We start from the raw sequence: 24,325 nt of genomic DNA, 5'->3' as shown, positions 1-24,325 counted from the left end.
AGAGCTGACAACATTACCCTCCGCACGAACCACCTTGTCAAGATTCCCCATCAGGCCATTCCACCCGAACGCATCATCATTAATCCTCCGACGAAGCATCTCAACGAGCACACGAAATCAGCCACTCTTATATTAGACATTACTTATCGAAGATGAACTATTGGGCAATAGAGTAGTCGTCGAACTCCCATTTCATCACCATACATAGTTTGGCAACTATTTCATCCCACGAATCGCCGTCACACCCATCAATGTACAGGGCGATAATATCCTGAATAACGGAATAATTAAAATCATTCACAATCAACAACCCTCTCCCCCAGCGAGGCGCGAACGAATTATCACGCAGCCAGCCAGGCGTGCATACATTCAATTCAAAATCATCAGCGCCCGATATACCAGCAGCACCAACAGAGACTCTAAGATCAATCATAAAGTCGACGCCATCGGGCGCCCACCCACTCAAATCAAAGAGATCATTTGATACACCCTTCAAAATCGCCTTCATGCCCAACCCCGATCACCTATCAATATCCAAATGGCCGTTGCTAACCTTCGTTCGAGCACCTGTAATTACATTAATATCGTACCTCTCAAAGTTCGCCTGCATTCCAGTTCCCGCCAGCTTGCTAGCCTTTTCTGATGGTGGCCGATATGCCCTGGTTCCATCGGCACTGATCCAACCAATCCCGTCGCTCATCCGTCTTGCCCCCTCGCCAACCCATATCATACCCATTCGCTCCGCATCTGCATGAGTACCTCTACCAATACCGAAGTTTGGGTTACTCGACCCGCTGCCTCCGACGGCAGCACCGAGGCGGGGATCCTTGGCACCAATAGCTCTGAGATTCTCAGCCGTTAGCGCATCCTTGAGTCGTTGATAGTCTGCGGAATTTGTCGATGCGCCCGAACCAAACCCCCCATTTCCGCCAACAATGTTAACAACCCCATATTTTCGAAGCAGCACCTTTGCAAGACCCAACCCTAGCTCGGCAGATGCTTCCTTGGAGAAGATTCCGTACTGATCGACGGTCTTGTCAAAGTTGCCAGTCCACTGTGCAAGCGCAGCGACCGTGTACTCCTGAGGCATGATGTAGACAGGCTTTAGCCCGCCGTTTTCAAAGATGAGCTGGCGGTAAGCAGTTCCGTTCATGGAGTGCGCGAACGAGCTAAGTGCCTCACTGCTGCGGCTCAGATCATCGTAGATCCCAAGATCGCCGGCCCAAGTGCCGTACTTGTACGCGACAGCAGCACCCACAAAGGCTTGGCAGGCTGGGCTTGCAGAGTTAGCAGTGCAGACTGAGAGCAACTCGTAATCCATGCTCCGGGACACTTCCTTCGACACATTCCGCACCATCTGTTGGCACGCCAGATCCGAGCCACACTCGTCCAGTTGCTCCTTAAGCACCAGCGCCTGCGGCTCGGTCAGGAAATTATTCTCAACAGAATTCCTGGCAATCCCCGCATTCAACGCGATGCCCGCCAGATCCTGTCCCGACAACCCGCCCGCCAGAGCTCCCATTGCCTGCGACAGCGCCAGAACTGTTTCCCTTTCCTGTGGGCTCAGCTTCGAGGGATCCCCGCCGAATAGCTTGTCCGTCAGGAACTTCGCCGCCAACTCACCACCACCGGCCGCAAGCGCCCCACTCCCCGCCGAGCCACCATTGGCCTCCGCCAACAATGCTCCCAGCAGTGCGTGCGACAGCATCTGCATGGCCTCACTGGGGACCGCGCTCTGCTTGTTCGGATCGAACGTCTTGCCGATCAGTTCCGCCGCATACGGCGCCAACGCATTGGAGCCCAGCTGGCCCAAGCCCTGCCCGGCCACGCCACCGACCAACGCGATGGTGACCGCACCCAGCGCGCGGCCATAGACGCCATCGGGGGCCCACTTCTGCTGGGTCACCAGCGCTTCGGGATAGGTGGGATCGAACGCCACCAGGCGATTGAACTGCTCGTCCGAAGGAAGGTCATCAAATACCCGCCTTTCTTCGACGCTCAGCCCTTCCCGATACTTGTCAGTGATCCTTTTCGCTCCAGCACTGCCAATGTCGTTGGCAATCTGCTGGCTCGTGGAAACCACCGTCCCTATCGCTCCCGCCATCGCCTGCTGATCGGCCAGCAACTTGCTGGCATCCGGCAACGCCTCCAGCGCACGATGCGCGGCACTGGCATCGGTGTTGATGCCCAGCTCCGCCGCCGTGGTCTGCTTGCCGCCGATGGTGATGTTGCCTTCAGTCAACGTTGCAAGCGTGGAGCTGCTGTCGCTGCCGCTCTCCGACATCGGCATGCCCGGGCCACCGCGCGCAGCGGTGGTGCCTTCCTTCGCGTCCCAACCGTTCATCTTGCCGCCCGCACCACCGCTGATGCTGCCGGAGCTGGCCGAGTAGTCCATCTGGTTCTGCAGGTCGCTGAAGGTGAGCGTCTGTGCGGTCAGTTCACTGTTGGCCGCGTTGGTGCTGGCAATCGCGCCGCCAATGAGGTTCACGTGTCCCGCATCCACGTGATAGCCACCGTTGCCCGCAAACAAGCCACTCTGCTGGCCCACGCCCTGGTAGCTGCCCTCGGCCTTGCCTGCGCTGGCGTAGCCATCGGCATTCCACGCATTACCGAAGGCCACCTGCACGCGCCCACCCACCTGGCTGTTCTTGGACATGCTCTCGGCAATGTCCTGCAGCGATTCGATGGTCAGCGTGCCGCCGGTCTTGACGTCGATGCGGTCGGCCGTGGCGGTCGCGCCGCGCAAGGTGGTGTCACCCTCGGCCTTCAGCGAGATGTTCTGGCCGGTCAGCGTGGTGTTCTGCCAGGTGCTGCTGTCCGAGTTCGCTTTGCTGCTGCCCACGCTGGCTTCGGCATACACATACACGCCCGTCTGCGCGCCCACCACCACGCCAACGCCCACTTCGGCGCCGGCATTGCTGCTCTTGCTGCGGTCTGCCACGTGCGCCTTGCCCGCTTCCAGCAGGATGTCGCCGGCAGAATCCAGGCTGAGGGTGTTGCCTGCGCTCAGGTTGCCCTGCACTACGTGGATGTCGCCCGTCGTGCTGGTCAGGTTGACGTTGCCGCCACCCTGGATCGTCGAGCCGCGCGAAACCGTACTGCTGCCGTCTGCACTGCTGTTGGCGGTCTTGAAGCCGATGCCGGCCTCAGCACTGAACAGGTCGCCGCTGCCGGCACGGCCGGACAGCGCCGAGATCGCACTGGCCGCTTGATAGGCGTTGGCGCCGGCGGCCATGCCCTGCATCTTCTGCAGACGATCATCGGACTGGCGGGCTGCGTCCACGTTGTTGATCAGGTCGATCAGCGGCGACTTCACCCGCGCGAACACGCCGATCTTCAGGTCCTTGTCGCTCTGCGAGTAATGACCGCTTTCGTCGGCGGTCAGCAGCTCGATCTCGGCGGCAGTGATGTTCACGTCCTTGGCGGCCACCACGTTGCTGGCCGTCTGCGTGTACTTGCCACCAGCCGTCAGGTTCACGCTGCCGCCCAGGCTGCCGATGCTGCTGGCCACCTGTGACACCTGCGCGCTGTCGTCCTGATGCTGCTCCCGGTGCCAGCCGGAGAACTTTTCGGTATCGGAAATCTGTACCGAACCGATCGCCTTGCTGTCCGACGTATTGGCGTTGCTGACCGTGTCCTGCCCGCTGCGCACCAGCAGATCGCCAGCCGCGCGAATGTTTACGTCCTTCTCGGCGGCGATGTTGGCCGCGGTCAGGCTGATGTTGCCCTCGGTGGTGGCCATGCGCACGCCACCGCCCACCGACAGCTGGGTGCCGGTGATGGTGTCGCTGCTGCCGCTGCCCTGGCTCTGCGAGTTGTTGGTACCAAACGGCAGCCCACTCGTGTTGTTGGCAAGGCCCCAACCCTTGCCGCGGCTGCTGCTGTCGCTGCGCTCGGTGTTGTGGGCCACGTCGAACACGATGTCCTTGGTGGCCAGCAGCACGGCGTTACCCTCGGCCGACATCTGCGTGCCCTGGCTGAGGATCGAGCCACCGTTGGCAATCAGCGTGAGATCGCCTCCTGCAGCCAACTGGCTGACACGAGCGTCACTGGTCGAATGGCTCTGCTCGCTGTTGGAGCGCTGGCTGCCGGCGGTCACCACGGTCGAGGTGGTGGCCGCACGCAGGCCGGACGCAGCGCCTTCAGCGGTGCGGGTGATCCGTCCCATCGCCGAGCCGCTGTCGGCCATACCTTCGGTGGTCGAATCACGGGCGCTGCGGTAGGCCTTGGTCGGGTCGTAGGTCACGCCCACCGAGAATCCGCTGGACTTGCTCGCTTGGCTGGATTCACTGTCCGTGGTGTCCTGCCGCGCCAGCAGGGCGATGTCCTTGCCCACCAGCGTCAGGTTCTCGCCAGCGGCGACGTCCGAGGCCGCAATCGTCAGCTGGTTGCCAGCATTGATCAGCACATTACCTTCGCGCGAGGCGATGGCCGACCCGACCTGGGTGGTGGACTGCTCGGCGCTGGTGCTGCTGTTCTTCGCGCTGCTGTAGCCCACCGATGCCACGCCGCTGCCAAAGCCTCCGGTAATGCCGGATTTCTTCTTGCTCTCGCTGGACTCACTGCTGTGATGGTCCTCTGCAGCGGTGATCAGTACGTTGTTGCCCGCCCCCAGAATCACGTTACCGGTGGCATCGACCACCGCACCGACTGCGGTCAGATCGCGACCGGCAGTGATGTTGATGCTCTCGCCCTGAATCGCCGTACCGATGGCATAGCTGTCGCTGTTGTCGACACTGCGCGTGGTAGTAGTGCTGGAGAGCGTCTTCTTTTTCTTCTCGTAGCTGTCCAGGCTGTAGTCGTGCGTCTCGTTGGCCGAGAGCAGGTTGACGTCGCGGCCGGCGGCTACGCTGACTGCGCCATCGCTGCTGTCGACCAGTGCGGCCGTGAGGTTCACGTCGCGCCCTGCGCTCAGCAGCAGATTGTCACCTGCCTGCAGCGTGCTCCCGCGCACCGTCTCGTCACTCTGGCTGACCTGCAGCGAGCTGCGCTTGCCGGCATTGGCGAAGTCGCGGCTCTCACTGTCCACCAGTGCCTGGCTGTTGATGTCACCACCGGCCTGCAATGCCAGGCCACCACCGGCCTTGATCTGCGCTGCAGCGAGGTTGATGTCCTTGCCGGCAGCCAGCACCACATCGCCGCCGCCCTGCACCGACGTGGCAGCGTGCGTTGTCTTGCTGCTGCGCTGGTGGTTGCGGTCGTCGAAGGTGGCGTCGCGGCGCTCGTCCAGCGCAATCGCGCCGACATCCAGATTCCCACCTGCCGCCAACTGGGTGAGACCATCGGTACCGGCGTTGCGGATCTGAGCGGCCTGCAGGCTGATGTCACCGCCGGCCACCACCGACAACATGCCATCACCGCTGGGGTTGGTCACATACAAGCCGGCGACCCGGTCGATGCGGTTGGTCTCGTACTGGTAGGTGCCACCACCCCGCTGCGTTTCCACCGTGGATGCCACCGTCACATTGCCCACCGCCTGCACCGACAGCGCATCGGTTGCGCTAACGGTCGCACCGGCAATTCGAATGTCCTTGTCCGATGACAGCCCGACGTACTGGCCGGAGATGCTGCCGCCCAGGTGTTCGATGTTGCCGGCGTCGATGGTCACCAGCTTGCGGCCAGCGATGTCACCGGTGTTGACCAGGCCATTGGCCAGTTTGATATCGACATTGGCGCCGGCCAGCAGCGCCCCCTGCCCGTCCAGGTCACCCGGGCGCAGGCGCAGGTACACCTGCGGCACCAGTGCGGTGGTGGTGCTGCCGTCGGCCAAGGTCACGGTCTGTTCCACCAGCCAGACAATGTCGCTGGTCAGCTGCGCCATCTGTGCTTCGGTCAGCGCCACGCCGGGGCGCAGGCCCCATTCGCTGGCCACGGTAGCGCCGGCTTCAAGCAGCGCGCGGTACTGCGCCTCATCGTTGGCATAGCCGTCAAGGAAGCGGCGGCCGGTCAGCTCGCCGATCTGCTCGCGCACCAGCTTCTGTTCGTAGTAACCGTCACCCAGCCGCTTCTGCACGGTATCGGGCGAGTAGCCCATCTGTCCCAGCAGGTGGTCCGAGCTCAGCCATGTCTTGTGGTCGGTGAAGCGCGGATCGGTTTCAACCAGATAGTTGCCGCCGTTGCGGTTGACGTTGAACAGGCTGGCCGTGGGTGCACGGGTATCCGGCGCGCCCATCGCGATGCGGTCCGGCGAGTCGCCGGCGGCCGCAACCACGCGCGACCCGGATGCGGCGCCGTTGCCGGCGATGCCGCCCACCGTGCCGCCCTGCTGCGTGCCAGCCGCATCGGCCGCCTGCGCCAGCGCGCGTTCCGCACCTGTTCCACCGGCATGGCCCGGCCCCTGTGCGCCACCGTGGCCAGGGCCGTCCGGCAGCGTTTTCGGCCCCTGCACGTTGAGGTTGGCCATTGCCGCGCCATCCTGCACGTTGGGCGCGTTGCGCCCCTGGTTGAGGTTACTCAGGTCGCCCACGTCGATGGTGAGCGTGCCGTTGGCAGTGATCTGCCCGCCCAGTTGGCCGATCTTCTCGGAGATGGGTGCTGCTTCCCACTGCGTGCGGGTGCCGTTGTAGGCAATCGATGTGTTGTTGAACGTATGCGTTCGAAACAGCTCCACGCCCTCATTACGCACACGGCTGTCCGTACCGTGGCCAACGATCTGCATGTTGCCGCCGGCAGCGATCTGCGCGTAGAGGTTGTTCAGCTCATCTACCGAAAGGCGCATGTTGCCACCCGATCGAATGACCGCATCGGCGCCGACGCCAGGCTGCAGCTGGTCCTCGTAGGCGACGTGGTGCGCCAGGCGGTTCTGCTCGTTGAGGCTGGTTTCCTGGGTGTGCTGGCGTCGCCCGAAGATCGTCGCGTCCGGATTGTTGAAACCGGCGGGGGTGATGAACTGGATGCAGCTGGTGCTGCACGTTCCATACGCATTGGAGAAGGTCAGACGGTCGGTCTGGTAGGTGAACTTCTCCTTGGATTTGAGCACATCGAAGGGGTCGCCACCTGCCACCTGGTCCGGATTGGCGGCAGTACCCTTGCTGACGTAGTAGATCGTGACCGTCCCGTTCACCGGGTCCATGCGCCAGCGCTCGCCACGCACGTCATAGCCCAGGCCGCCGGAGCCGAAGAAGAAGCGCGAGGTGTTCGCAGTCAGGCGGATCACCGCCTTGCCCAGCCGGGTGCCGTCGGCAGCAATGAAGGGCTCGTCCTGCAGCACGTCTTCCGGCGCGATGTAGTAGAACTCCCATGCTTTGTAGTTGCTGGTGTCGCTGACCGTTCCCGCCGTGTTCTTGCTGTTCTTCTGCCACGACGCAACAGTCATGCTCGCGGTGGTGTCGATCGTCTTTGTCGAAACGACCGACACATTCTCACGGATGTTGTTGATCGCACCCGCATCGATCGCCAGGTTGCCGGCCACATCGATGATCGAACCGATGTTGTCGATCCTGCCGGCCGTGCCCGCAGCAATGCGGTCAGCCCCCAGCGATCCGCCGATGGCCGCATCGCCGCCGCTGTAGATCAGGCCCTTGCCGGTGTTCTGCAGCTCGCGCACGCCCAGGTCCAGGCGCTCGCGCGCGGCCACGGTGCCGACGCGGGTGGCACCGTTGGCATCCTCGGCATGGTTCTTCAGCACGCCGGCGGAGATCGCCATGTGGTCGCCATAGATGCGGCCGGTGCCGAGGTTGTCCAGCACGTCGGCTTCAAGGTGGGTCACCTTGCCGTCGATCAGGCCGCGGTTGGTCAGCTGGCCGCGGGCATTGAGATGGGTAACGCCTTCGCTGGATATCTCGCCGTTGGCAGCGTTGGTGATGTTCTGCGCGTTGAGATCGAGGTTGCCGCCGCGCAGCACGCCCTGGTTGTCCAGGTCGCCGGACAGATGCAGGGCCAGCGTGCCGTTGGCCACCCATTCGCCGCGGTTGCTCAGGCCCTGCTGCAGGGTCAGGCTCAGGTCGCGCTGGGCATGCACCTGACCGTCCTCGCTCAGTGCACGCGCCACCAGGGTCTGGCTGCCATCGGCCCGCAGCAGGCCGCCACTGTTGGCAACACTGTCGGCACTGCTGTCGAGGTTGCCGCCGGTGGTGATGACACCCCCGTTGTTCTGCAGCTGGCCGTTGACCTGCAACCGCGCGCCGCCATCGGTGACGATCTGTCCCTGGCTGTTGTCCAGCCACTGCGTTCCGAACTGCAGCTGGCCCGCCTGCAGGCCACGGGTGCCATCGCCGCCGCGGGTATTGCGGTTGTCGACGCTGGCTGCGGTGAGGGTCAGCAGCTGGCCAGCGGCAATCGCGCCGGCCGTGTTGTCCAGGTGCCCGCTCAGGGTCAGGTCGAGAGTGCGCCCGGCCTGCACGCGCCCGGCGCCGTTGGCCAGCGTCATCGCCTGCAGCGACAGGCCCGCCGCGCTGGCAAGCGTACCGCCGGCGCTGTTGTCGACACTGGCCAGCAGCAGGCGCGCATCGCCCTGTGCGTTCAGCGTGCCACCGCGGTTGTCCAGCGCCCCCCCATCCACCTGCAGCGTGCCCGCCGCCAGCAGGCCACCACTGCTGGTGGTGCCGCGGTTGTCGATGGCCTGCCCTGCGGTATCGATGCGCAGGTCGGCGGCCGACTGCACCCGGCCGCCCTGGTTGTCCAGGGCGCCGCTGTGCACGCTCAGCGCACCCTTCTGCGTACCCAGCGTGCCGCCGCGGTTGTCCAGTCGCTGGCCGCGGGTATCGACGGTCAGCTGGCCGCCCAGCAGCGTGCCGCGCTGGTTGTCGAGGCCGTTGGCCTGCAGCTGCAGCAGCTCGCCGGCCTGCATCGCGCCATCGCTGTTGTCGACGCCTGCGACCGTGGTCAGCAACAGGTCCTTGCCTGCCACCACCGTGCCATGCCGGTTGTCGAGGCTGGCCGCGTCCAGCGTCATCGCACCGGCGCTGGACAGCAACCCCTGGCTGCCGTTGTCGAGGCGACCGTCGATGCCCAGTACCAGATCGCTGCCACCGGCGTGGACGGTACCGCCGCGGTTGTCGACGCTGGCCGCATTGATCGTGCCGGCGCCAGCCAACAGGATGCGCCCGGTCTGGTTATCCAGTGCCTGGCCGATGGCCAGGGTGGAACGGCCGCTGCCGGCACCCTGCAGGGTGCCCTGCGCATTGATCAGCTGCTGTGCGGCAACGTCGAGCACACCGTTGCCGGCCAGCGAGCCGCCGCGATTGTCCAGGAGCCCCTGCACGCGCAGGCGCAGCGCCTCTTCGCCAGTGGCAGTGAGCGCACCGCCGGCCGTGGTCAGGCTATCGGCAGCGATATCGATGCGGCGCGCAGAGGTGGTCGCCTTCGACAGATCGAGGGTCTTGCCCTCCAGCAGGAACGTACCATTGCTGAGCACGCTGCCGCCCGACCCCAGCAGGGTCTGCGCGAGCACCTGCAACTGGCCGCTGCCGGCGTGCTGGATCTTGCCTGCGCTGTTGTCCAGCGTCTGCGCCTGCAGCGTGAGGTCACCATTGCTGGCCAGCGTACCGCCGGCACTGCCCAGTGAGGTGGCACTGATGCGGCTGGCGCCCTCGCCACTGGCAATGATGCGGCCACCGGCGTTGTCCAGCGTTCCGGCCTCGATGTCGAAGCGATCAGCGCCCAGCGTTGCCTCGCGATGGTCCACCTCGTCCGCACGCAGGGTCAGCGTGGCCGCGGACACCAGCGTGCCCTTGCTGCCATCCAGGCGGGTCGTGGTGATGTCCAGGCCCTGGTTGCCGGCCTGGCGGATGGCACCGGCAGTGTTGTCCAACTGCGCGGCGCTGATGGCCAGCCGATTGGCATTGCTGGCGATGGTGCCTTCATGGTTGTCCAGCGTACCGTTCACCAGCAGCGTGCTGTCGGCGGTACCGGCGGCACTGAGCGTGCCCTTGCGGTTGAGCAGTTCACCGGCCTGCACGTCCAGCGCGCCGTTGCCGGCGATCGTGCCGCCGCTGTTGTCCATGGTCTGCGCCACGCGCACCTGCAGCGTATCGCTGCCGGTGGCACTGAGGTTGCCGCCGGCGTTGTCCAGGCGTTCGGCATTGATCGCAATGCGCTCGGCCTGGGTGGTGCTGCCGGCACCCAGCACCAGCTCCCCACCCTCAAGCGTCAGCGACGACTGGCTGAGAATCCGGCCCGCCGCGCCCTGCAGCGCATCGGCACGGATCTGCAGCGTGCCGCTGCCCGCGTGTTCGATTGCACCGCTACGGTTGTCCAGCCGCGCCGCCTGCAGCATCACATCGCCCGTGCCCGCCAGACGGCCGCCGTTGCGGTTGTCCAGCAGTTTGCGGGCCTGCACCTGCAACAGGCCGCTACCCGCAGCCAGTACCTTGCCGCCCTGGTTGACCAGACTGCCGACCTGAAGCTGCATCTGGCCGTTACCGGAGATCGTACCGGCGCTGTTGTCCAGATCGTCGCGCACGCTCAGCGTCGCACCCTGGGTACCGGCCGACTGCAGCGTGCCCTTCTGGTTGTCGATGCGGCCGGCGTCGATGCGCAGGCCCGCATTGCCGAGCACCTGCCCGCCCTGGTTGTCGAAGGTCCCACGTACCTCCAGCGCCAGCTCGGAATTCCCGAGCGAGACAATCTGGCCACCGGCATTGCGCAGGCCATCGGCGTTGATCTGCATGCTCTGGGCAGAGGTGGTGCCGCCACTCACATCCAGCTGCCCACCGGTCAGCGTCAGGTCGCCGTTGCTGAGCAGGCGGCCTTCGCTGCCATGCAGGGTATCGGCGTGCACGCGCAGAGAGCCATTGCCTGCCTGCTGCAGCAGGCCCCTGGTGTTGTTCAGCGTGGTCGCTGTCAGGTTCAGATCGCCATTGCCGGCCACGGTGCCGCCGGCACTGTTGTCCAGCGTATCGGCGCGCAGCGTGCTGCCCTGGCTGCCCAGCGACAGCAGGTTGCCACCGCGGTTGTCCAGCGTGCCGGCGACGATCTGGAACTGCCCTGCAGTGAGCGTGCCATTGCGCACGTCCGCGCTGCCCACCGTCCAGTCCAGGCGACCGAGCGTGCTCAGGCGACCACCGAAACCGGTCCAGTCGCCGCTGGTCAACAGCAGCCCGCCGTCACCGGCATGCTCGATGCGACCGCCTGCATTGGATACCCGGCCTGCGCCCAGGGTCAGACGCTCGGCATTGGTGGCCAGCAGGCCACCATCGTTGTTGAACGTACCGTGCACCGTCCAGGCCGATGCTGCACTGCCGGCATGGCGCAGCTCGCCTGCCCGGTTGTCCAGCGACTGTGCCTCCAGCTGCAGCGCACCGGCCACACTCAGCGCGCCCTTCTGGTTGGACAGCGCACCCAGCTGCAGCGCAGCGTCGCCGTGCACCTGCACGGTGCCGCCGTCGTTGTTCAGATCGCCCCTGGCCTGCAGCGAGGCCACGCCAAGGCGACCTCCGCTGTTGTCCAGACCATTGCCGGCAACCAGCGAAACACGACCGCCGCTGCTGATGCTGCCGCCGTCGTTGTCGAGAAGGCCGGCGATGTCCAGCACACCCGTGGCCAACGGAACCACCGGCGTCACCGGCGTACCGCTCCCCGTGCCGGTACCGGGGGTACCTGTACCGGGCGTACCGGTTCCGGGCGTTCCAGTACCTGGCGTTCCGCCGCTTCCCGGAGAGGTGCCGCTGCCGGGGGTACCGCCGGTACCGCCCGACGCCACCGCATCCAGCGCACCGATCAGGCCGTCGCTGCGATTGCTCACGCTGCCCGCGTTGGCGCTGAATGCCTGCACGCCGGTCTGCTCGATGGCACCGCCACGGTTGCGTAGCCCCTGCGCCTGCAGCTGCAGGCGCTGTGCATTGAGCTTGCCGCCACTGTTGTCCAGCGTGCCGCCGGAAGTGATTGCAGCCTCGCGCGTAGCGGCTATCGTGCCGCTGTTGACCAGGTCACCGCTCGCCTGCACGCGCACGTTCTGCAGCGACTGCAGCGCGCCGGTATTCTCCAGCCGGCCATCCACCGTGACCACGAGCTCGCCGGCCTGCGCACCGATGCTGCCGGCATTGCGCACGCCCACGCCGTGTTCGTTGCCCACCAGCCAGATCTTGTTGGCGAACATGCCGCCCAGCGCACCCACGTCCAGCGCGAAAGTCGGTGCCTCGCTGCTGGCCGCCTTAGCGGTCACCTGGTTGTGATCGACGCTGACCACGTTGTTGCCGAGCGTCGCCTGCAACTGGTTGGCCCAGATGCCGGCGTTGACCTTCAGCGATCGGGTGATCAGGTCGGTGTAGTCGGCGCGGCTGGTATCCAGACCATCACCGTTGACCTCGATCGCCCCACCACTGACCCGGTAGCCTTCCAGCGAACCGCTGCCGCTGAACACCGGCGTGCCGGTGGTGAGCGTGACGCGGCTGGCATTGAGGAAACCGCCGCCGTTGACCTGGATGCCGGCCGGATTGGCGATGATCACTTCGGCGCGCTGTCCTGCCACTTCCACGTAGCCATTGAGTCGGCTGGCCGGGCCATTGACCTCATTGAGGATGACCCGTGCGCTGCCGGTGGCCAGCCATGGATTGCCCTGCACCCAACCGCCCAACTGCGTCTGCACCTGCCCACGCGCGTTGTTGAGGATCACGCCCTCGCGGCCGACATCGAACTGCGAATAGCGGTTGCGTGAGACGCCACCGGCCGACGGCGTGGTGATGTTGACCATCGGCACACCGTTCGGCGCGGTCACCACGGTGGGGCGCTCACGGCCGGGCGCATTGGGATCGGACACGATGTGGCCACCCGACTGCGCCTGCGCCAAGGGCAGCAGGCTGACCCAGCCCAGCGAACACATCAGCGCGAAGCCCAGGGGCGACAATGCGGCGCTCTGCCGGCCAGCGACCTGGCCGACCAGGCCGCCGCCGCCCTTCACCAGTTCCGAAGCGACCTGCCACACGCGCAGCGCGCGGTTGAAAACCAGGCGATAGATGCTGTTCATTTCACGAATCCTTGTGTCAGATCAGTAGCGCCACGCCAGGCTGAAGCCGAAGGTGGTGTAGTCGGTCGGGAAGTTGGCCGGTTTGTGCAGGGCCGAGCCCACGAAGCCATCCCAGGAAAGCTGCTGCCAGCCGCCGCGCAGGCCCAACGCCATGCCGGCCAGATCGCGGCCGGATTGCCATTGCGCCGATGGCCCGCCAATGCGGCCGTAGTCGGCGGCGACGTAGAACTCCTGGCCGCCGCCAATGCCCAGTGACAGATCGTTGCGCAGCGACCAGCCGCGCTCACCACTGAGCGAGCTTTCGCCGTCGAAGCCGCGTACCGTGTAGCGACCACCAATCGCAAAGCGATCCTGTGGCGACAACGGCGTGCGGTTCCACTGCGCGCGCCAGGCACCGGTGTAGCGCAGGCGCTGCTTGCCCAGCTGGAACGGCACGCTGAACTGTGCGTCGGCGGTGATCACCTTCATGCGCGAGGTGCCTTCCAACGGCAGGGTCGGATCCCACGCCTGCGCCATTTCTTCCGGCGAACGCAGTGCCTGGAAGGCGCCGGTTCCGCGGCGGTAGGCCAGCGTCGCATCGAGCGTGGCCGCGCCGATGAACTGCTTGTGGGTCAGACCCAGTTCCCAGCCGGAGGTACGGCGGCGCTGCACTTCGATCTCGGTATCGTCGATGTAGTTCTTCGACGTGCGCTGCCAGCCGCGGCCGTAGATGCCCAGCTTGGTCTTGGCGTTGCGCAGCAGCAGGCGATCCACCCGTGCCTCGGCGTTACCGCTACGGCCGCTGTAGTCATAGCTTTCGTAGGCCCCGACCACGGTCTGGCGGTAGTCGTAGGCACTGGCCGTGGCGCCGAACAGCCAGTAGCCGTAGGGCACGTCGTAGTGCGCGGTCCAGCTGTTGGTGTCCTTGCCTTGGCCGTTGAACACGCCGCGCCCGGCACTGACGTAGAACAGCTCGTTCAGGCCCATCGGATTGTCCAGCGACAGCGTGGCGTTGGCCTGCAGTTTGCCGGTACCCCGGCTGCCGGTGTCATCCAAGGTGACGCTGGCACGCACCGGCGAACGCTGCTTCCAGTCGATCTGCAGGTCGCTCTGCCCGGGTGCGGCACCTTCGCCATCAGCGGGTGCGATCTTGATGTCGGCGCTGACGGTGGGCACGCGCTGCAGGTTTTCCAGGCCCTGCTCGATGTCACGCAGGTTCAGCAGGTTGCCGCTGCGGATCGGCAGCGCATTGGCGATGGCCGGGTGCCGCGCATCCGCCTCGGAAAACACCGCCTCGCGGAATCGCCCCGGTAACACCGACAGCGTCAGCGTGCCGGTCTTCAGATCCTGCGGTGCCGACAGCACACGGGTGGTGACATAGCCACGCGCGATGATCGCGTTCTGCACCCGCTTCATCACTACGTTGATGCCTTCAGTGCCCAGGCAACGGCCGCTGGCGGGATCTTCGCGCGGATCGGCTGCGACCAATGCCCACTGGAAGCCTTTGGCGCCCTCGCCTTCCAGAAAGATGCGGTCGATGCGCACGCAGGGCTGTTCCTGTGCCGGCAGGCGCTCACCCTGCTCCCCCGGGCTGCTCTCCAGGCGAACATCGGGCCGGCTTTCCTGCTGCTCGCGCAGCGCGCGTTCGCGCTCCTGCTGGCGCAACAGTTCCTGTGCACCCGGGTCACCCACCTGCTGGGCAGCAACACTGAAAGCCATGCCCAGAAGCACCAACCCTCCACCACCGCGGCGCGCACAGCGCGCAGACTTCTTCCTTGCTCGCACAATCAATTCCAGGTTTTGATGCCACGCGTCGGTGGCCCTGCTCCCGGAAGGGGGAAGAGCCAACCCGATGGCTTGAATCGAGGTTCGCCGGGGATATGCAACGGCATGCCACCGCGCCCGACGCGAAGTGGCGCATAGGCTATCGGCTGCCTGGAGGATTTCTATAGGGAAATTTTCAAAAGCCCACGACTACGGGAAAGCACACCGCAGACAGACGTTGTGAGTATGCGTGGGCGCGCGCCACGTCGCAAAGCAACAGCGTTCAGCACGACGTCTTCCGCCGGCCCACGCTACAGTCGGTGCATGACCGTATTCCTGCAGATCGAAGGCGCCGCCATCGTTGACATCCCCAGCCTCTATGCGGAGATCAACCGCGTTTTCATGGCCGGCGAAGACTGGCAGCTCGGGCCCAGCCTCGATGCGCTGGACGATCTGCTGTACGGCGGCCATGGCGCGCTGGCCGGGCACGGAACCGCCACGGTGGTCTGGCGCGACATCGAGCGCAGCCGCGAGGCACTGGGACTGGAGACCACACGTGCGTGGCTCGAGGACAAGCTGCGGCAACCGTGTACGTTCAATGCCGAAACCATCGGCCGCCAGCTGGACGCCCTGCAACGCGGCGAGGGGCAGACCTACTTCGACATCGTGATGGAGATCTTCGCCGGCCACCCGAATATCAATCTGCTACAAGAATGACGCCGTCAGGCCTGTTGCCACTCCACATCAGGGGACATGGCAACAGGTGCCACAAGCACAGCAGGAACTTGCCCCGCAGCATTTGAGCGACTGACCGCTGCCATCCTGACGCTTCGCGCCACAGCAACCGCTGTTGCGCACAGATGCTGCCGTCGTGGCGATCGCACACGCCTTCAACACGCCATCCGGCTCCAGAGCCGCCGTCTCCATTGAATAGTCAAGTACCTGAACGTCGGTCGGACCCGCATCCGGTTCCTGCTTGTGAAGCCCCAACGGTCGCCCGCTTCGCGCTGCCGCCTGCACCATTATCGGAGAAATCGTCAGTGCACCCTCCTGCAACAACGTACCGCTGAACTGTTCTCCCTCCCACAGACTCCACTGCAGGTCTGCGGCCGCTTCACCGACAAAGGCCAATGCTTGGGCAACATCGAGCACCAACGTGTAGCGCCGGCCGTGCTTCTCCTCCAGCGTGAGGATCGCCGTGCGTCCTTCCTGCACGCTTACCCGCGGCGAGAACACGGGGTTCGCGTGGTGCAGCACCCGCAGAGTGAGGTGGTGCAGGTCCTTTGGTCCGGATACCTCTGCCGCCAGGGACGGGGCCGCAGCACTGATCAGGGACATCGCAAGCAACATACCAAACAGCGTACGAAGGAACATGCAGGAACTCCGTTGACCGCCCGATTGCGGCCGTCAACTCTCCACCTGCGATTCAAACGCAAGTTGTGACCCACACAGCACATTCATCAAGCTCCCGCGACGGCGCGCCCACAGCGACCATTTCATACGTGATCGCCGCTATCCTGCGGCATCCATGCAGCCACTGTCCGCCACGGCCGCCACCGCCGCTGCTTGTCTGCGACATCTCCCAGGACACCAACGAAAGCGCCCCTTCCCCCCGACCAGTTACCATGGACGACCCTGTACCCGCTCCGCCCCGCTGCCTTCCGGCGCGGGCGGACGCCCCTGATCCACGAGTCCCATGTCCAAAGACAAGTCCGCCGAACACACCCCGCTGATGAAGCAGTTCTTCGCAGCCAAGTCCGACTACCCGGACCTGCTGCTGTTCTTCCGCATGGGCGATTTCTACGAGCTGTTCTACGACGACGCGCGCAAGGCCGCGCGCCTGCTCGACATCACCCTGACCCAGCGCGGCAGCTCCGGTGGCGCACCGATTCCGATGGCCGGTGTGCCGGTGCACGCCTACGAGGGTTACCTCGCACGTCTGGTGGCGCTGGGCGAATCGGTGGCGATCTGCGAACAGATCGGCGACCCGGCACTGGCCAAGGGGCTGGTCGAACGCAAAGTGGTGCGCATTGTTACCCCTGGCACCGTCACCGACGAAGCGCTGCTGGACGAGCGCCGCGACACCCTGCTGATGGCACTGTCGCGCAACAAGAGCGGCTATGGGCTGGCCTGGGCCGACCTGGCCGGCGGCCGATTCCTGGTCAACGAAGTCGACACCGATGACGCGCTGGAGGCCGAGCTGGCCCGTCTGGAACCGGCCGAACTGCTGGTGCCGGATGAAGAGAACTGGCCCGATTTCCTGCGCCAGCGCAGCGGCGTGCGTCGCCGCGCGCCGTGGCTGTTCGATGCCGACAGTGGTCGCCGCCAGCTGCTGAACTTCTTCAAGCTGCACGACCTCAGTGGCTTCGGCATCGACGACAGGCCGCGCGCCACGGCCGCTGCCGGCGCCCTGCTCGGCTATGTCGAGGAAACCCAGAAGCAGCGCCTGCCGCACCTGACCTCCATCTCGATGGAGACCGCCAGCGAAGCGATTGCGATGAACGCGGCAACGCGCCGCCATCTGGAGCTGGACACCCGCGTCGACGGCGATACCCGCAACACCCTGCTCGGCGTGCTCGACAGCACGGTGACGCCGATGGGTGGCCGCCTGTTGCGCCGCTGGCTGCATCGACCGCTGCGTCTGCGCGAGGTGCTGGTGCAGCGCCACCACGCGGTGGAAACACTGATCGACCGCGGTGCGGAGGCGGATATCCGCGAGCAGTTCCGTCGTCTCGGCGACCTGGAACGCATCCTCACCCGCGTCGCCCTGCGCTCGGCGCGGCCGCGCGACTTCTCGACCCTGCGCGATGGCCTCGGCCTGCTGCCGGCCGTACGCGAGGTGCTGGCACCGTTGGATTCACCGCGACTGCAGACCCTGCACGCCGCGCTCGGCGAGCACGACGAGTGCGCGCACCTGCTGGCCAGCGCCATTGCCGAAATGCCACCGCTCAAGCTCAGCGATGGTGGCGTGCTGGCCGATGGCTTCGACGCCGAGCTGGATGAACTGCGGCGCCTGTCGACCCACGCCGACCAGTTCCTGGTCGACCTGGAACAGCGCGAGCGCGAGAGCAGCGGCATCGCCACCCTGAAGGTCGGCTACAACCGTGTGCACGGTTACTACATCGAAATCAGCAAGGGCCAGTCCGAGCGCGCGCCGGTGCATTACACCCGCCGGCAGACGCTGACCAATGCCGAGCGCTACATCACCGAAGAACTGAAGGCATTCGAGGACAAGGTGCTGTCCGCGCGTGACCGTTCGCTGTCGCGCGAGAAGTACCTGTACGAGCAGCTGCTGGACACGCTGGGCACCCAGCTGGAACCGCTCAAGCAGTGCGCCGCCGCACTCAGCGAACTGGATGTGCTGGCCGCCTTCGCCGAGCGTGCGCAGGCGCTGGACTGGGCGCGCCCGGAACTGCAGGCCGAGCCGTGCCTGAACATCGAACGCGGCCGCCATCCGGTGGTGGAAGCGGTGCGCGACCAGCCGTTCGAGCCCAACGATCTGGACCTGCACCCGGACCGTCGCATGCTGGTCATCACCGGCCCGAACATGGGCGGTAAATCAACCTACATGCGGCAGAACGCGCTGATCGTGCTGCTGGCCCACATCGGCAGCTTCGTGCCGGCCAGCCGTGCGTTGATCGGCCCGATCGACCGCATCCTGACCCGCATCGGCGCCGGCGACGATCTCGCCCGCGGGCAGTCGACCTTCATGGTCGAGATGGCTGAAACCAGCTACATCCTGCATCACGCCACCGCACATTCGCTGGTGCTGATGGACGAGATCGGCCGCGGTACCTCGACCTACGACGGGCTGGCCCTGGCCGACGCGGTGGCGCGCCATCTCGCCTACGAGAACCGCTGCTACACGCTGTTTGCCACCCATTACTTCGAACTGACCGCGCTGGCCGACGAACAGCACGAGGGCGGCCGCAGCGGCATCGCCAACGTGCATCTGGATGCCGTCGAGCACGGCGAAGCGCTAGTGTTCATGCATGCGGTGAAGGACGGCCCGGCCAACCGCAGCTTCGGCCTGCAGGTGGCTGCCCTTGCCGGCCTGCCGCGTGCCACGGTGGCACAGGCGCGCCGACGCCTGGCCGAACTGGAACAGCGCGGCGGCGAAAGCCATGCCGCCGAGCTCGCCCCGCAGGCGCTGGATGCACCACAGCAGTTCGGACTGTTTGCCGCCCCGCCGAACAAGGCGCAGGAGGCGCTGGCCGCGATCGACCCGGACGAGCTGACCCCAAAGCAGGCGCTGGAAGCGCTGTACCGGTTGAAGGCCCTGCTGTAATCCCGGCCGCCGGGCGTGGCCCGGCGCTACCGTTGTAGAGCCGAGCCCGCGCTCGGCTGCCCTTCGCACTTCCGTCGTGTACACGGCGTTATGCTCGGGCGGTTCGTCCTTCACAGACCGGAGACCGCCATGAACACCGAATCCCTCGCTGCATCCCTCTTCCAGCAGCTGCAGCAGGGCCAAGGCCTGCAGCAGGTGTCACAGCAGCTCGGCCTGGACAGCAGCCAGGCCACCCAGGCTGTCGGCACCGCCCTGCCCCTGCTGCTGGGCGCGATGGGCCAGAACGCCAGTGAGCCGCAGGGTGCGCAGTCCCTGCTCAATGCCCTGCAGCGCGACCACCTCGGTTCGGCCGGCGGCGGTGGCGGCGGATTCGACATCGGCAGCATCCTCGGCGCGGTGATGGGTGGTGGCGGCGGCAACGCCACCAACGGTGCCGGCATCCTCGGCCACGTATTCGGTGGGCAGACCTCGCAGGCGGCCGAAGCACTGGGCCAGAAGACCGGCCTGGACAGCGGCAAGTCCAGTCAGCTGCTGGCGTTCCTCGCCCCCATCGTCATGTCGTTCCTGGCCCAGCGGTTTGCCCAGAGCGGCAACGCCGGCCAGCTCAGCCAGGCACTGGGCCAGGAAGCACAGCAGTCCGGCGGCGGCATCGGCAGCCTGCTCGGCGGTGCGCTCGACCAGGACGGTGATGGCCAGTTCGGCGCCAGCGATCTGTTCAAGCTCGGCGCGGGCCTGCTCAAGCGCTGATCGCGCACAACGATCCAAGCGCTGCCTATCATAGGCAGCCACTATCGCAGCGGTTGAATCAATCGAATTTACCCATCGTTAGGCGATGCCTATGGTGGGTAAGCGATCTGATTCCCTCATTCGCCAGTCCACAGGTAGAGACCCATGAAAAGCGAAGCGAAGTGCCCGTTCAACCATGCCGTCGTCGGTGATGCGACGACCAACCGCGACTGGTGGCCGAACCAGCTGCGCGTGGACCTGCTCAACCAGCACTCCACGCGCTCCAATCCCCTTGATGCGGGCTTCGACTACGCCACGGCCTTCAACGGGCTGGACTACAGCGCCCTGAAGGCCGACCTGAAGGCGTTGATGACCGACTCGCAGGACTGGTGGCCGGCCGACTTCGGCCATTACGGCGGCCTGTTCATCCGCATGGCGTGGCACAGCGCCGGCACCTACCGCATCGACGATGGCCGTGGCGGCGGTGGCCGCGGCCAGCAGCGCTTCGCGCCGCTCAACAGCTGGCCGGACAACGTCAGCCTGGACAAGGCGCGACGCCTGCTGTGGCCGATCAAGCAGAAGTATGGCCAGGCCATTTCGTGGGCCGATCTGCTGATCCTGACCGGCAACGTCGCACTGGAATCGATGGGCTTCAAAACGCTCGGCTTTGCCGGCGGCCGTCCCGATACCTGGGAGCCCGACCAGGACGTGTATTGGGGCCGCGAGACCACCTGGCTGGGCGGCGACGTGCGTTACAAGCACGGCTCGGAGGGTGTGGAAGAGAACCACGGCGTGCTGGTGTCCGATGACGACGCTGATGGCGACGTGCATTCGCGCAAACTGGAAAACCCGCTGGCCGCCGTGCAGATGGGCCTGATCTACGTGAACCCGGAAGGCCCGGACGGCAATCCCGATCCGGTGCTGGCCGCGCATGACATCCGTGACACCTTCGGCCGCATGGCGATGGACGATGAGGAAACCGTCGCCCTGATCGCCGGTGGTCACAGCTTCGGCAAGACCCACGGTGCTGGCCCGGCCGACAACGTCGGCAAGGAACCGGAAGCAGCAGGCCTGGAAAGCCAGGGCCTCGGCTGGGCCAACAGTTTCGGCAGCGGCAAGGGTGGCGACACCATCACCAGCGGCCTGGAAGTGACCTGGACTCGTACGCCCGCACAGTGGAGCCACGATTTCTTCGAGATCCTGTTCGGCAACGAATGGGAATTGAGCAAGAGCCCGGCCGGTGCCCACCAGTGGGTCGCCAAGAATGCGGATGCGGTGATTCCCGACGCGCACGATCCGTCGAAGAAGCACCGCCCGACGATGCTGACCACCGACCTGTCGCTGCGCATGGACCCGGCCTACGAAAAGATCTCGCGGAAATTCCTTGCCGATCCGCAGGCCTTCGCCGATGCGTTCGCCCGCGCCTGGTTCAAGCTGACCCATCGCGACATGGGTCCGCGTGCGCGCTACCTCGGCCCGGAAATCCCCGCCGAGGAATTCATCTGGCAGGACCCGGTGCCGGAAGCCAAGCACCCGCTGATCGACGCCAAGGACATCGCTGCGCTGAAGCAGAAGATCGCGGCCACCAGCCTGAGCGTGGCGGAGCTGGTGTCGACCGCGTGGGCTTCGGCGTCGACCTTCCGCGGCTCGGACAAGCGCGGTGGTGCCAACGGTGCGCGCGTGCGCCTCGCGCCGCAGAAGGATTGGGCGGTGAACCAGCCGCAGCAGTTGGCCAAGGTGTTGGGCGCGCTGGAAAAGGTCCAGACCGAGTTCAACGGCGCAGGCAGCAAGCAGGTGTCGCTGGCCGACCTGATCGTGCTGGCCGGCGGCGTCGGCATCGAGCAGGCGGCAAAGGCCGGCGGCCACGACCTGAGCGTGCCGTTCACCCCGGGTCGTACCGATGCCAGCCAGGAGCAGACCGACGTCGAATCGTTCGCGGTGCTGGAGCCGGCTGCCGATGGTTTCCGCAACTACCTCAAGGGCGCTTACAGCGTGCCGGGCGAGGCGCTGCTGATCGACAAAGCGCAGTTGCTGACCCTGACCGCACCGGAAATGACCGCGCTGGTCGGTGGCCTGCGCGTGCTTGGCGCCAACGTCGATGGCGGCAGGCACGGCGTTTTCACCAACCGACCCGGCACGTTGAGCAACGACTTCTTCGTCAACCTGCTGGACATGGGCACAACCTGGAAGGCGACCGGCCGCGAAAGCTATGAAGGCCGCGGCCGCAGCGATGGCGCTGCACGCTGGACCGGCACCCGCGCGGATCTGGTGTTCGGTTCCAACGCCGTGCTGCGTGCATTGGCCGAGGTGTACGCCAGTGCCGATGGCGAGAAGAAGTTCGTGCAGGATTTCGTCGCCGCCTGGACGCGGGTGATGGAACTGGACCGCTACGACCTGCACGGTTGACATGCCCTGGTAGGTGCCAACCTTGGTTGGCACCCGACACAACGCCCACCAAGGTGGGCGACTACCAGAGCGTTCGCACCCTGATCTGGTAGGTGCCAACCTTGGTTGGCATGCGGCACAACGCCCACCAAGGTGGGCGACTACCGAGGCGCTCCCGCCTTCAACCGCTCCAGGATCGGCGCGAACAACGGCGCCTGCATCGAACGCGGCGGCTGCACGGCTTCACCCTTTTCGACCGCCTGCCAGTACGACCACGGCAGCGGCTTGTCGCCCAGTTCGTAGTCCATGCCGTCCCAGCCGTCTTCGCGGAATGCATAGAACGCCCAATGCACCTTCTGCTGCTCGGCCACCGCCAATACATCGCGCAGGTAGGCGCCGCAATCCGGCCAGCGACGCATGCAGCCGAACTCACCGATCACCATGCGGTTGGCGCCGATGCCATGTGTCTTCGCCCAGTCCATCGGCTGCTGCAGGTAGCTGCGCACGCGCGCGGAATCCCAGCGCTCGCTGCGGTCGCCGAACGGCACCTCGGCGGGATAGCGGTACGGTGTGCTGCGCTTCTGGTTCGGCGCACTGGTGGCCGCGTACGGCTCGTACATGTGCACGCTGTACAGCAGCTTCGCGTCGTCCAGCGGCGCAGGCCAGTAGTCGAACGCATCGGCCGCGGCATACCAGCCGGCATCAAGCATCAATGGCATGTCTGCATCGACCGCTCTCACACTGGCCACCAGCTCCTTGTACAGCTGGCGCAGATCGCGCGGCCCGCCCTGCACGCCCGCATACCACTTCCGCATGTCCTCGCGGGAGGCATGTTCGGCCAGCGTGGTGCCGTATTCCGGCGCCGGCTCATTGATAAGGTTGTAGGCGGCCAGCGCCGGATGCCCCTTCAGCGCGACAGCCAGATCACGCCAGAAGCGCTGGGCAGGTGCGTGGTTGTCGAAGGACTGCCACAGGCGCTGGTCGACCACATCGCCGTTCTTCTGTTTCCACCGCAGCAGCGGCAGTGACAGCGGCACCAGCACCACTTTCAATCCCGAGGCATTGGCGTCATCCAGCGCGCGGCGCAGCGTGGCCACGTCGGCCTCGACCAGTCCTTGATAATGGTCGGCATCGCCCATCAGGAAATCGCGGCCGCCGGCACTGCGCCACTTGTCCGGGGTCAGTCGTACCCAGGTGGCGCCGGTCGCACGCAATGCCTGGAAATAGGCCTTGTCCGGCGGCGCTTCATTGAAGCTGTTGCCACCGCGTTGCGGCGTATCCCAGAAGGTGATGTCGGCGGCGAACACCGGGACGGCGGCGGACAGGGCCAGGCACAGCAGGCTGCGGCGCAGGAACATGGTGGGCTTCCTTGAGGAGACCATCCAACGTGCGGGGCATAAGCCGAACGGTGGCTGAGCGCGGGCGGCACAGCGCCCACCAAGGTGGGCGGCTACCAGAGCGTGGGCCGCACCCACGACACGGTAGGGGCCGACCTTGGTCGGCACATGGCACAGCGCCCACCAAGGCGGGCGGCTACCAGAGCGCGGGCCGGTTCAGCCCGGGCAATTGCCGTCACAGCGCGTCGATGTCACCCAATGCACGGATCAACCGTCGCGCGCGCTTGTCCGGCTTGTGCTCCGGCGCCTGGTAGCCATCACGGGCGGCAACGCGCAGCGCACGCAGTTCGGCACGGCGCGCCTTGGAGGCCTCGCTCTCGGCATACAACTGCTGCGCCACCGGCGCCGGGCCGCGCTGGTCGCTCAGGCCCAGCACCTGGATCTCGAAGTGTTCTTCACCGCGATCAACCAGCAGCTGCTCCCCCACACGCACCGCACGCGAGGATTTCGGGCGCTGCCCGGCCACGGATACCTTGCCGGTCTCGATCGCCTGTTTGGCCAGGCTGCGGGTCTTGAAAAAGCGGGCCGCCCACAGCCAGATGTCCAGACGGACGCTGGGCGCCAACGGGGAAAGCTCGGACATCGGTAGGGACTACTCCGTTCGCTTGTTCAGGGGGCGCGGATTGTCGGGGTCGGTACGGCAACCCGTGCCCCCGATCAATGCCGGCGTTCCGGCCGCCAGATCCTGGCGCTGACTGCCGACCAGGCACTCGGGGCGGTCGGTCGGCCGCACCTGGGTATCGCCCAGCCGGTCACCTGACGAACATGCGGCCAGTGCCGCTGCGATCAAGGCCACCGCGATGATCCGCATCGCCTGCTGTCGTTGATGCATTGCCACATCCTGCAAACCGGCTTGATGCTAGTGTGCGCCTCCCGGGAATC

Annotated in this window: 11 protein-coding genes; 4 read left to right on the top strand and 7 right to left on the bottom strand. The window is 65.6% G+C overall.

The window, feature by feature from the left end; translation table 11 throughout:
- Positions 1-157: 157 nt before the first annotated feature.
- Genes MRBLST15_RS18820 through MRBLST15_RS18810 form a run of 3 tightly spaced genes read right to left on the bottom strand, consistent with a single transcriptional unit; the run spans position 158 to position 14,602 of the window.
- Positions 158-508: an Imm8 family immunity protein gene (locus MRBLST15_RS18820; RefSeq protein WP_367787332.1), complete on the bottom strand. Its 351-nt coding sequence runs from the start codon at positions 506-508 to the stop codon at positions 158-160.
- 12 nt (positions 509-520) lie between these two features.
- The gene (locus tag MRBLST15_RS18815) at positions 521-12,904 is read right to left on the bottom strand and encodes a hemagglutinin repeat-containing protein (protein WP_367787330.1); all 12,384 of its coding nucleotides are present in this window, start codon (positions 12,902-12,904) and stop codon (positions 521-523) included.
- 21 nt (positions 12,905-12,925) lie between these two features.
- Positions 12,926-14,602 (bottom strand): ShlB/FhaC/HecB family hemolysin secretion/activation protein, encoded by a 1,677-nt coding sequence (locus MRBLST15_RS18810; protein ID WP_367787328.1) that lies wholly within the window; start codon positions 14,600-14,602, stop codon positions 12,926-12,928.
- Between the two features lie 369 nt (positions 14,603-14,971).
- Between MRBLST15_RS18810 and MRBLST15_RS18805 the strand changes: the two genes are divergently transcribed.
- Positions 14,972-15,364 carry a barstar family protein gene (locus MRBLST15_RS18805; protein ID WP_367787326.1) on the top strand — a complete coding sequence of 131 codons (393 nt, stop codon included), beginning with the start codon at positions 14,972-14,974 and terminating at the stop codon, positions 15,362-15,364.
- Between the two features lie 27 nt (positions 15,365-15,391).
- On the opposite strand, the gene MRBLST15_RS18800 is transcribed toward MRBLST15_RS18805, so the two are convergent.
- On the bottom strand, positions 15,392-16,021 hold the full coding sequence (locus tag MRBLST15_RS18800; RefSeq protein ID WP_367787324.1) for a hypothetical protein: 630 nt from the start codon (positions 16,019-16,021) through the stop codon (positions 15,392-15,394).
- Between the two features lie 322 nt (positions 16,022-16,343).
- Here MRBLST15_RS18800 and mutS point away from each other — a divergent pair, with 322 nt between their 5' ends.
- From mutS to katG, 3 genes are all read left to right on the top strand, one after another.
- Complete coding sequence (gene mutS / locus MRBLST15_RS18795; protein WP_367787322.1) at positions 16,344-18,935, top strand: DNA mismatch repair protein MutS; 2,592 nt, start codon at positions 16,344-16,346, stop codon at positions 18,933-18,935.
- A 129-nt stretch (positions 18,936-19,064) separates the two neighbouring features.
- Positions 19,065-19,682, top strand: coding sequence for a DUF937 domain-containing protein (locus tag MRBLST15_RS18790; RefSeq protein WP_367787320.1), 618 nt, complete (start codon positions 19,065-19,067; stop codon positions 19,680-19,682).
- A gap of 144 nt (positions 19,683-19,826) precedes the next feature.
- Complete coding sequence (gene katG / locus MRBLST15_RS18785; protein ID WP_367787318.1) at positions 19,827-22,067, top strand: catalase/peroxidase HPI; 2,241 nt, start codon at positions 19,827-19,829, stop codon at positions 22,065-22,067.
- A gap of 140 nt (positions 22,068-22,207) precedes the next feature.
- Here katG and MRBLST15_RS18780 read toward each other — a convergent pair whose 3' ends face one another.
- From MRBLST15_RS18780 to MRBLST15_RS18770, 3 genes are all read right to left on the bottom strand, one after another.
- A complete protein-coding gene (locus tag MRBLST15_RS18780) occupies positions 22,208-23,404 on the bottom strand; it encodes a glycoside hydrolase family 5 protein (RefSeq protein ID WP_367787316.1) in 1,197 nt (398 codons plus the stop codon).
- A gap of 214 nt (positions 23,405-23,618) precedes the next feature.
- Positions 23,619-24,026 carry an RNA-binding S4 domain-containing protein gene (locus MRBLST15_RS18775; protein ID WP_265951294.1) on the bottom strand — a complete coding sequence of 136 codons (408 nt, stop codon included), beginning with the start codon at positions 24,024-24,026 and terminating at the stop codon, positions 23,619-23,621.
- Positions 24,027-24,035: 9 nt separating this feature from the next.
- Positions 24,036-24,275: a hypothetical protein gene (locus tag MRBLST15_RS18770; RefSeq protein WP_265951293.1), complete on the bottom strand. Its 240-nt coding sequence runs from the start codon at positions 24,273-24,275 to the stop codon at positions 24,036-24,038.
- Between the last annotated feature and the right edge of the window lie 50 nt (positions 24,276-24,325).

This window comes from Stenotrophomonas sp. LST15-1-1.1 (assembly GCF_040815575.1).
GTDB lineage: Bacteria > Pseudomonadota > Gammaproteobacteria > Xanthomonadales > Xanthomonadaceae > Stenotrophomonas > Stenotrophomonas lactitubi_B.
This window is presented reverse-complemented; position numbering and strand designations above follow the sequence as displayed.

Excerpts from the sequence above, each read along its gene's own strand:
- MRBLST15_RS18800 (WP_367787324.1), bottom strand. The coding sequence starts at position 16,021 with ATGTTCCTTCGTACGCTGTTTGGTATGTTGCTTGCGATGTCCCTGATC.
- MRBLST15_RS18775 (WP_265951294.1), bottom strand. The coding sequence starts at position 24,026 with ATGTCCGAGCTTTCCCCGTTGGCGCCCAGCGTCCGTCTGGACATCTGG.
- MRBLST15_RS18810 (WP_367787328.1), bottom strand. The coding sequence starts at position 14,602 with ATGGCTTTCAGTGTTGCTGCCCAGCAGGTGGGTGACCCGGGTGCACAG.
- katG (WP_367787318.1), top strand. The coding sequence starts at position 19,827 with ATGAAAAGCGAAGCGAAGTGCCCGTTCAACCATGCCGTCGTCGGTGAT.
- mutS (WP_367787322.1), top strand. The coding sequence starts at position 16,344 with ATGTCCAAAGACAAGTCCGCCGAACACACCCCGCTGATGAAGCAGTTC.
- MRBLST15_RS18815 (WP_367787330.1), bottom strand. The coding sequence starts at position 12,904 with ATGAACAGCATCTATCGCCTGGTTTTCAACCGCGCGCTGCGCGTGTGG.
- MRBLST15_RS18820 (WP_367787332.1), bottom strand. The coding sequence starts at position 508 with ATGAAGGCGATTTTGAAGGGTGTATCAAATGATCTCTTTGATTTGAGT.
- MRBLST15_RS18770 (WP_265951293.1), bottom strand. The coding sequence starts at position 24,275 with ATGCATCAACGACAGCAGGCGATGCGGATCATCGCGGTGGCCTTGATC.
- MRBLST15_RS18790 (WP_367787320.1), top strand. The coding sequence starts at position 19,065 with ATGAACACCGAATCCCTCGCTGCATCCCTCTTCCAGCAGCTGCAGCAG.
- MRBLST15_RS18805 (WP_367787326.1), top strand. The coding sequence starts at position 14,972 with ATGACCGTATTCCTGCAGATCGAAGGCGCCGCCATCGTTGACATCCCC.
- MRBLST15_RS18780 (WP_367787316.1), bottom strand. The coding sequence starts at position 23,404 with ATGTTCCTGCGCCGCAGCCTGCTGTGCCTGGCCCTGTCCGCCGCCGTC.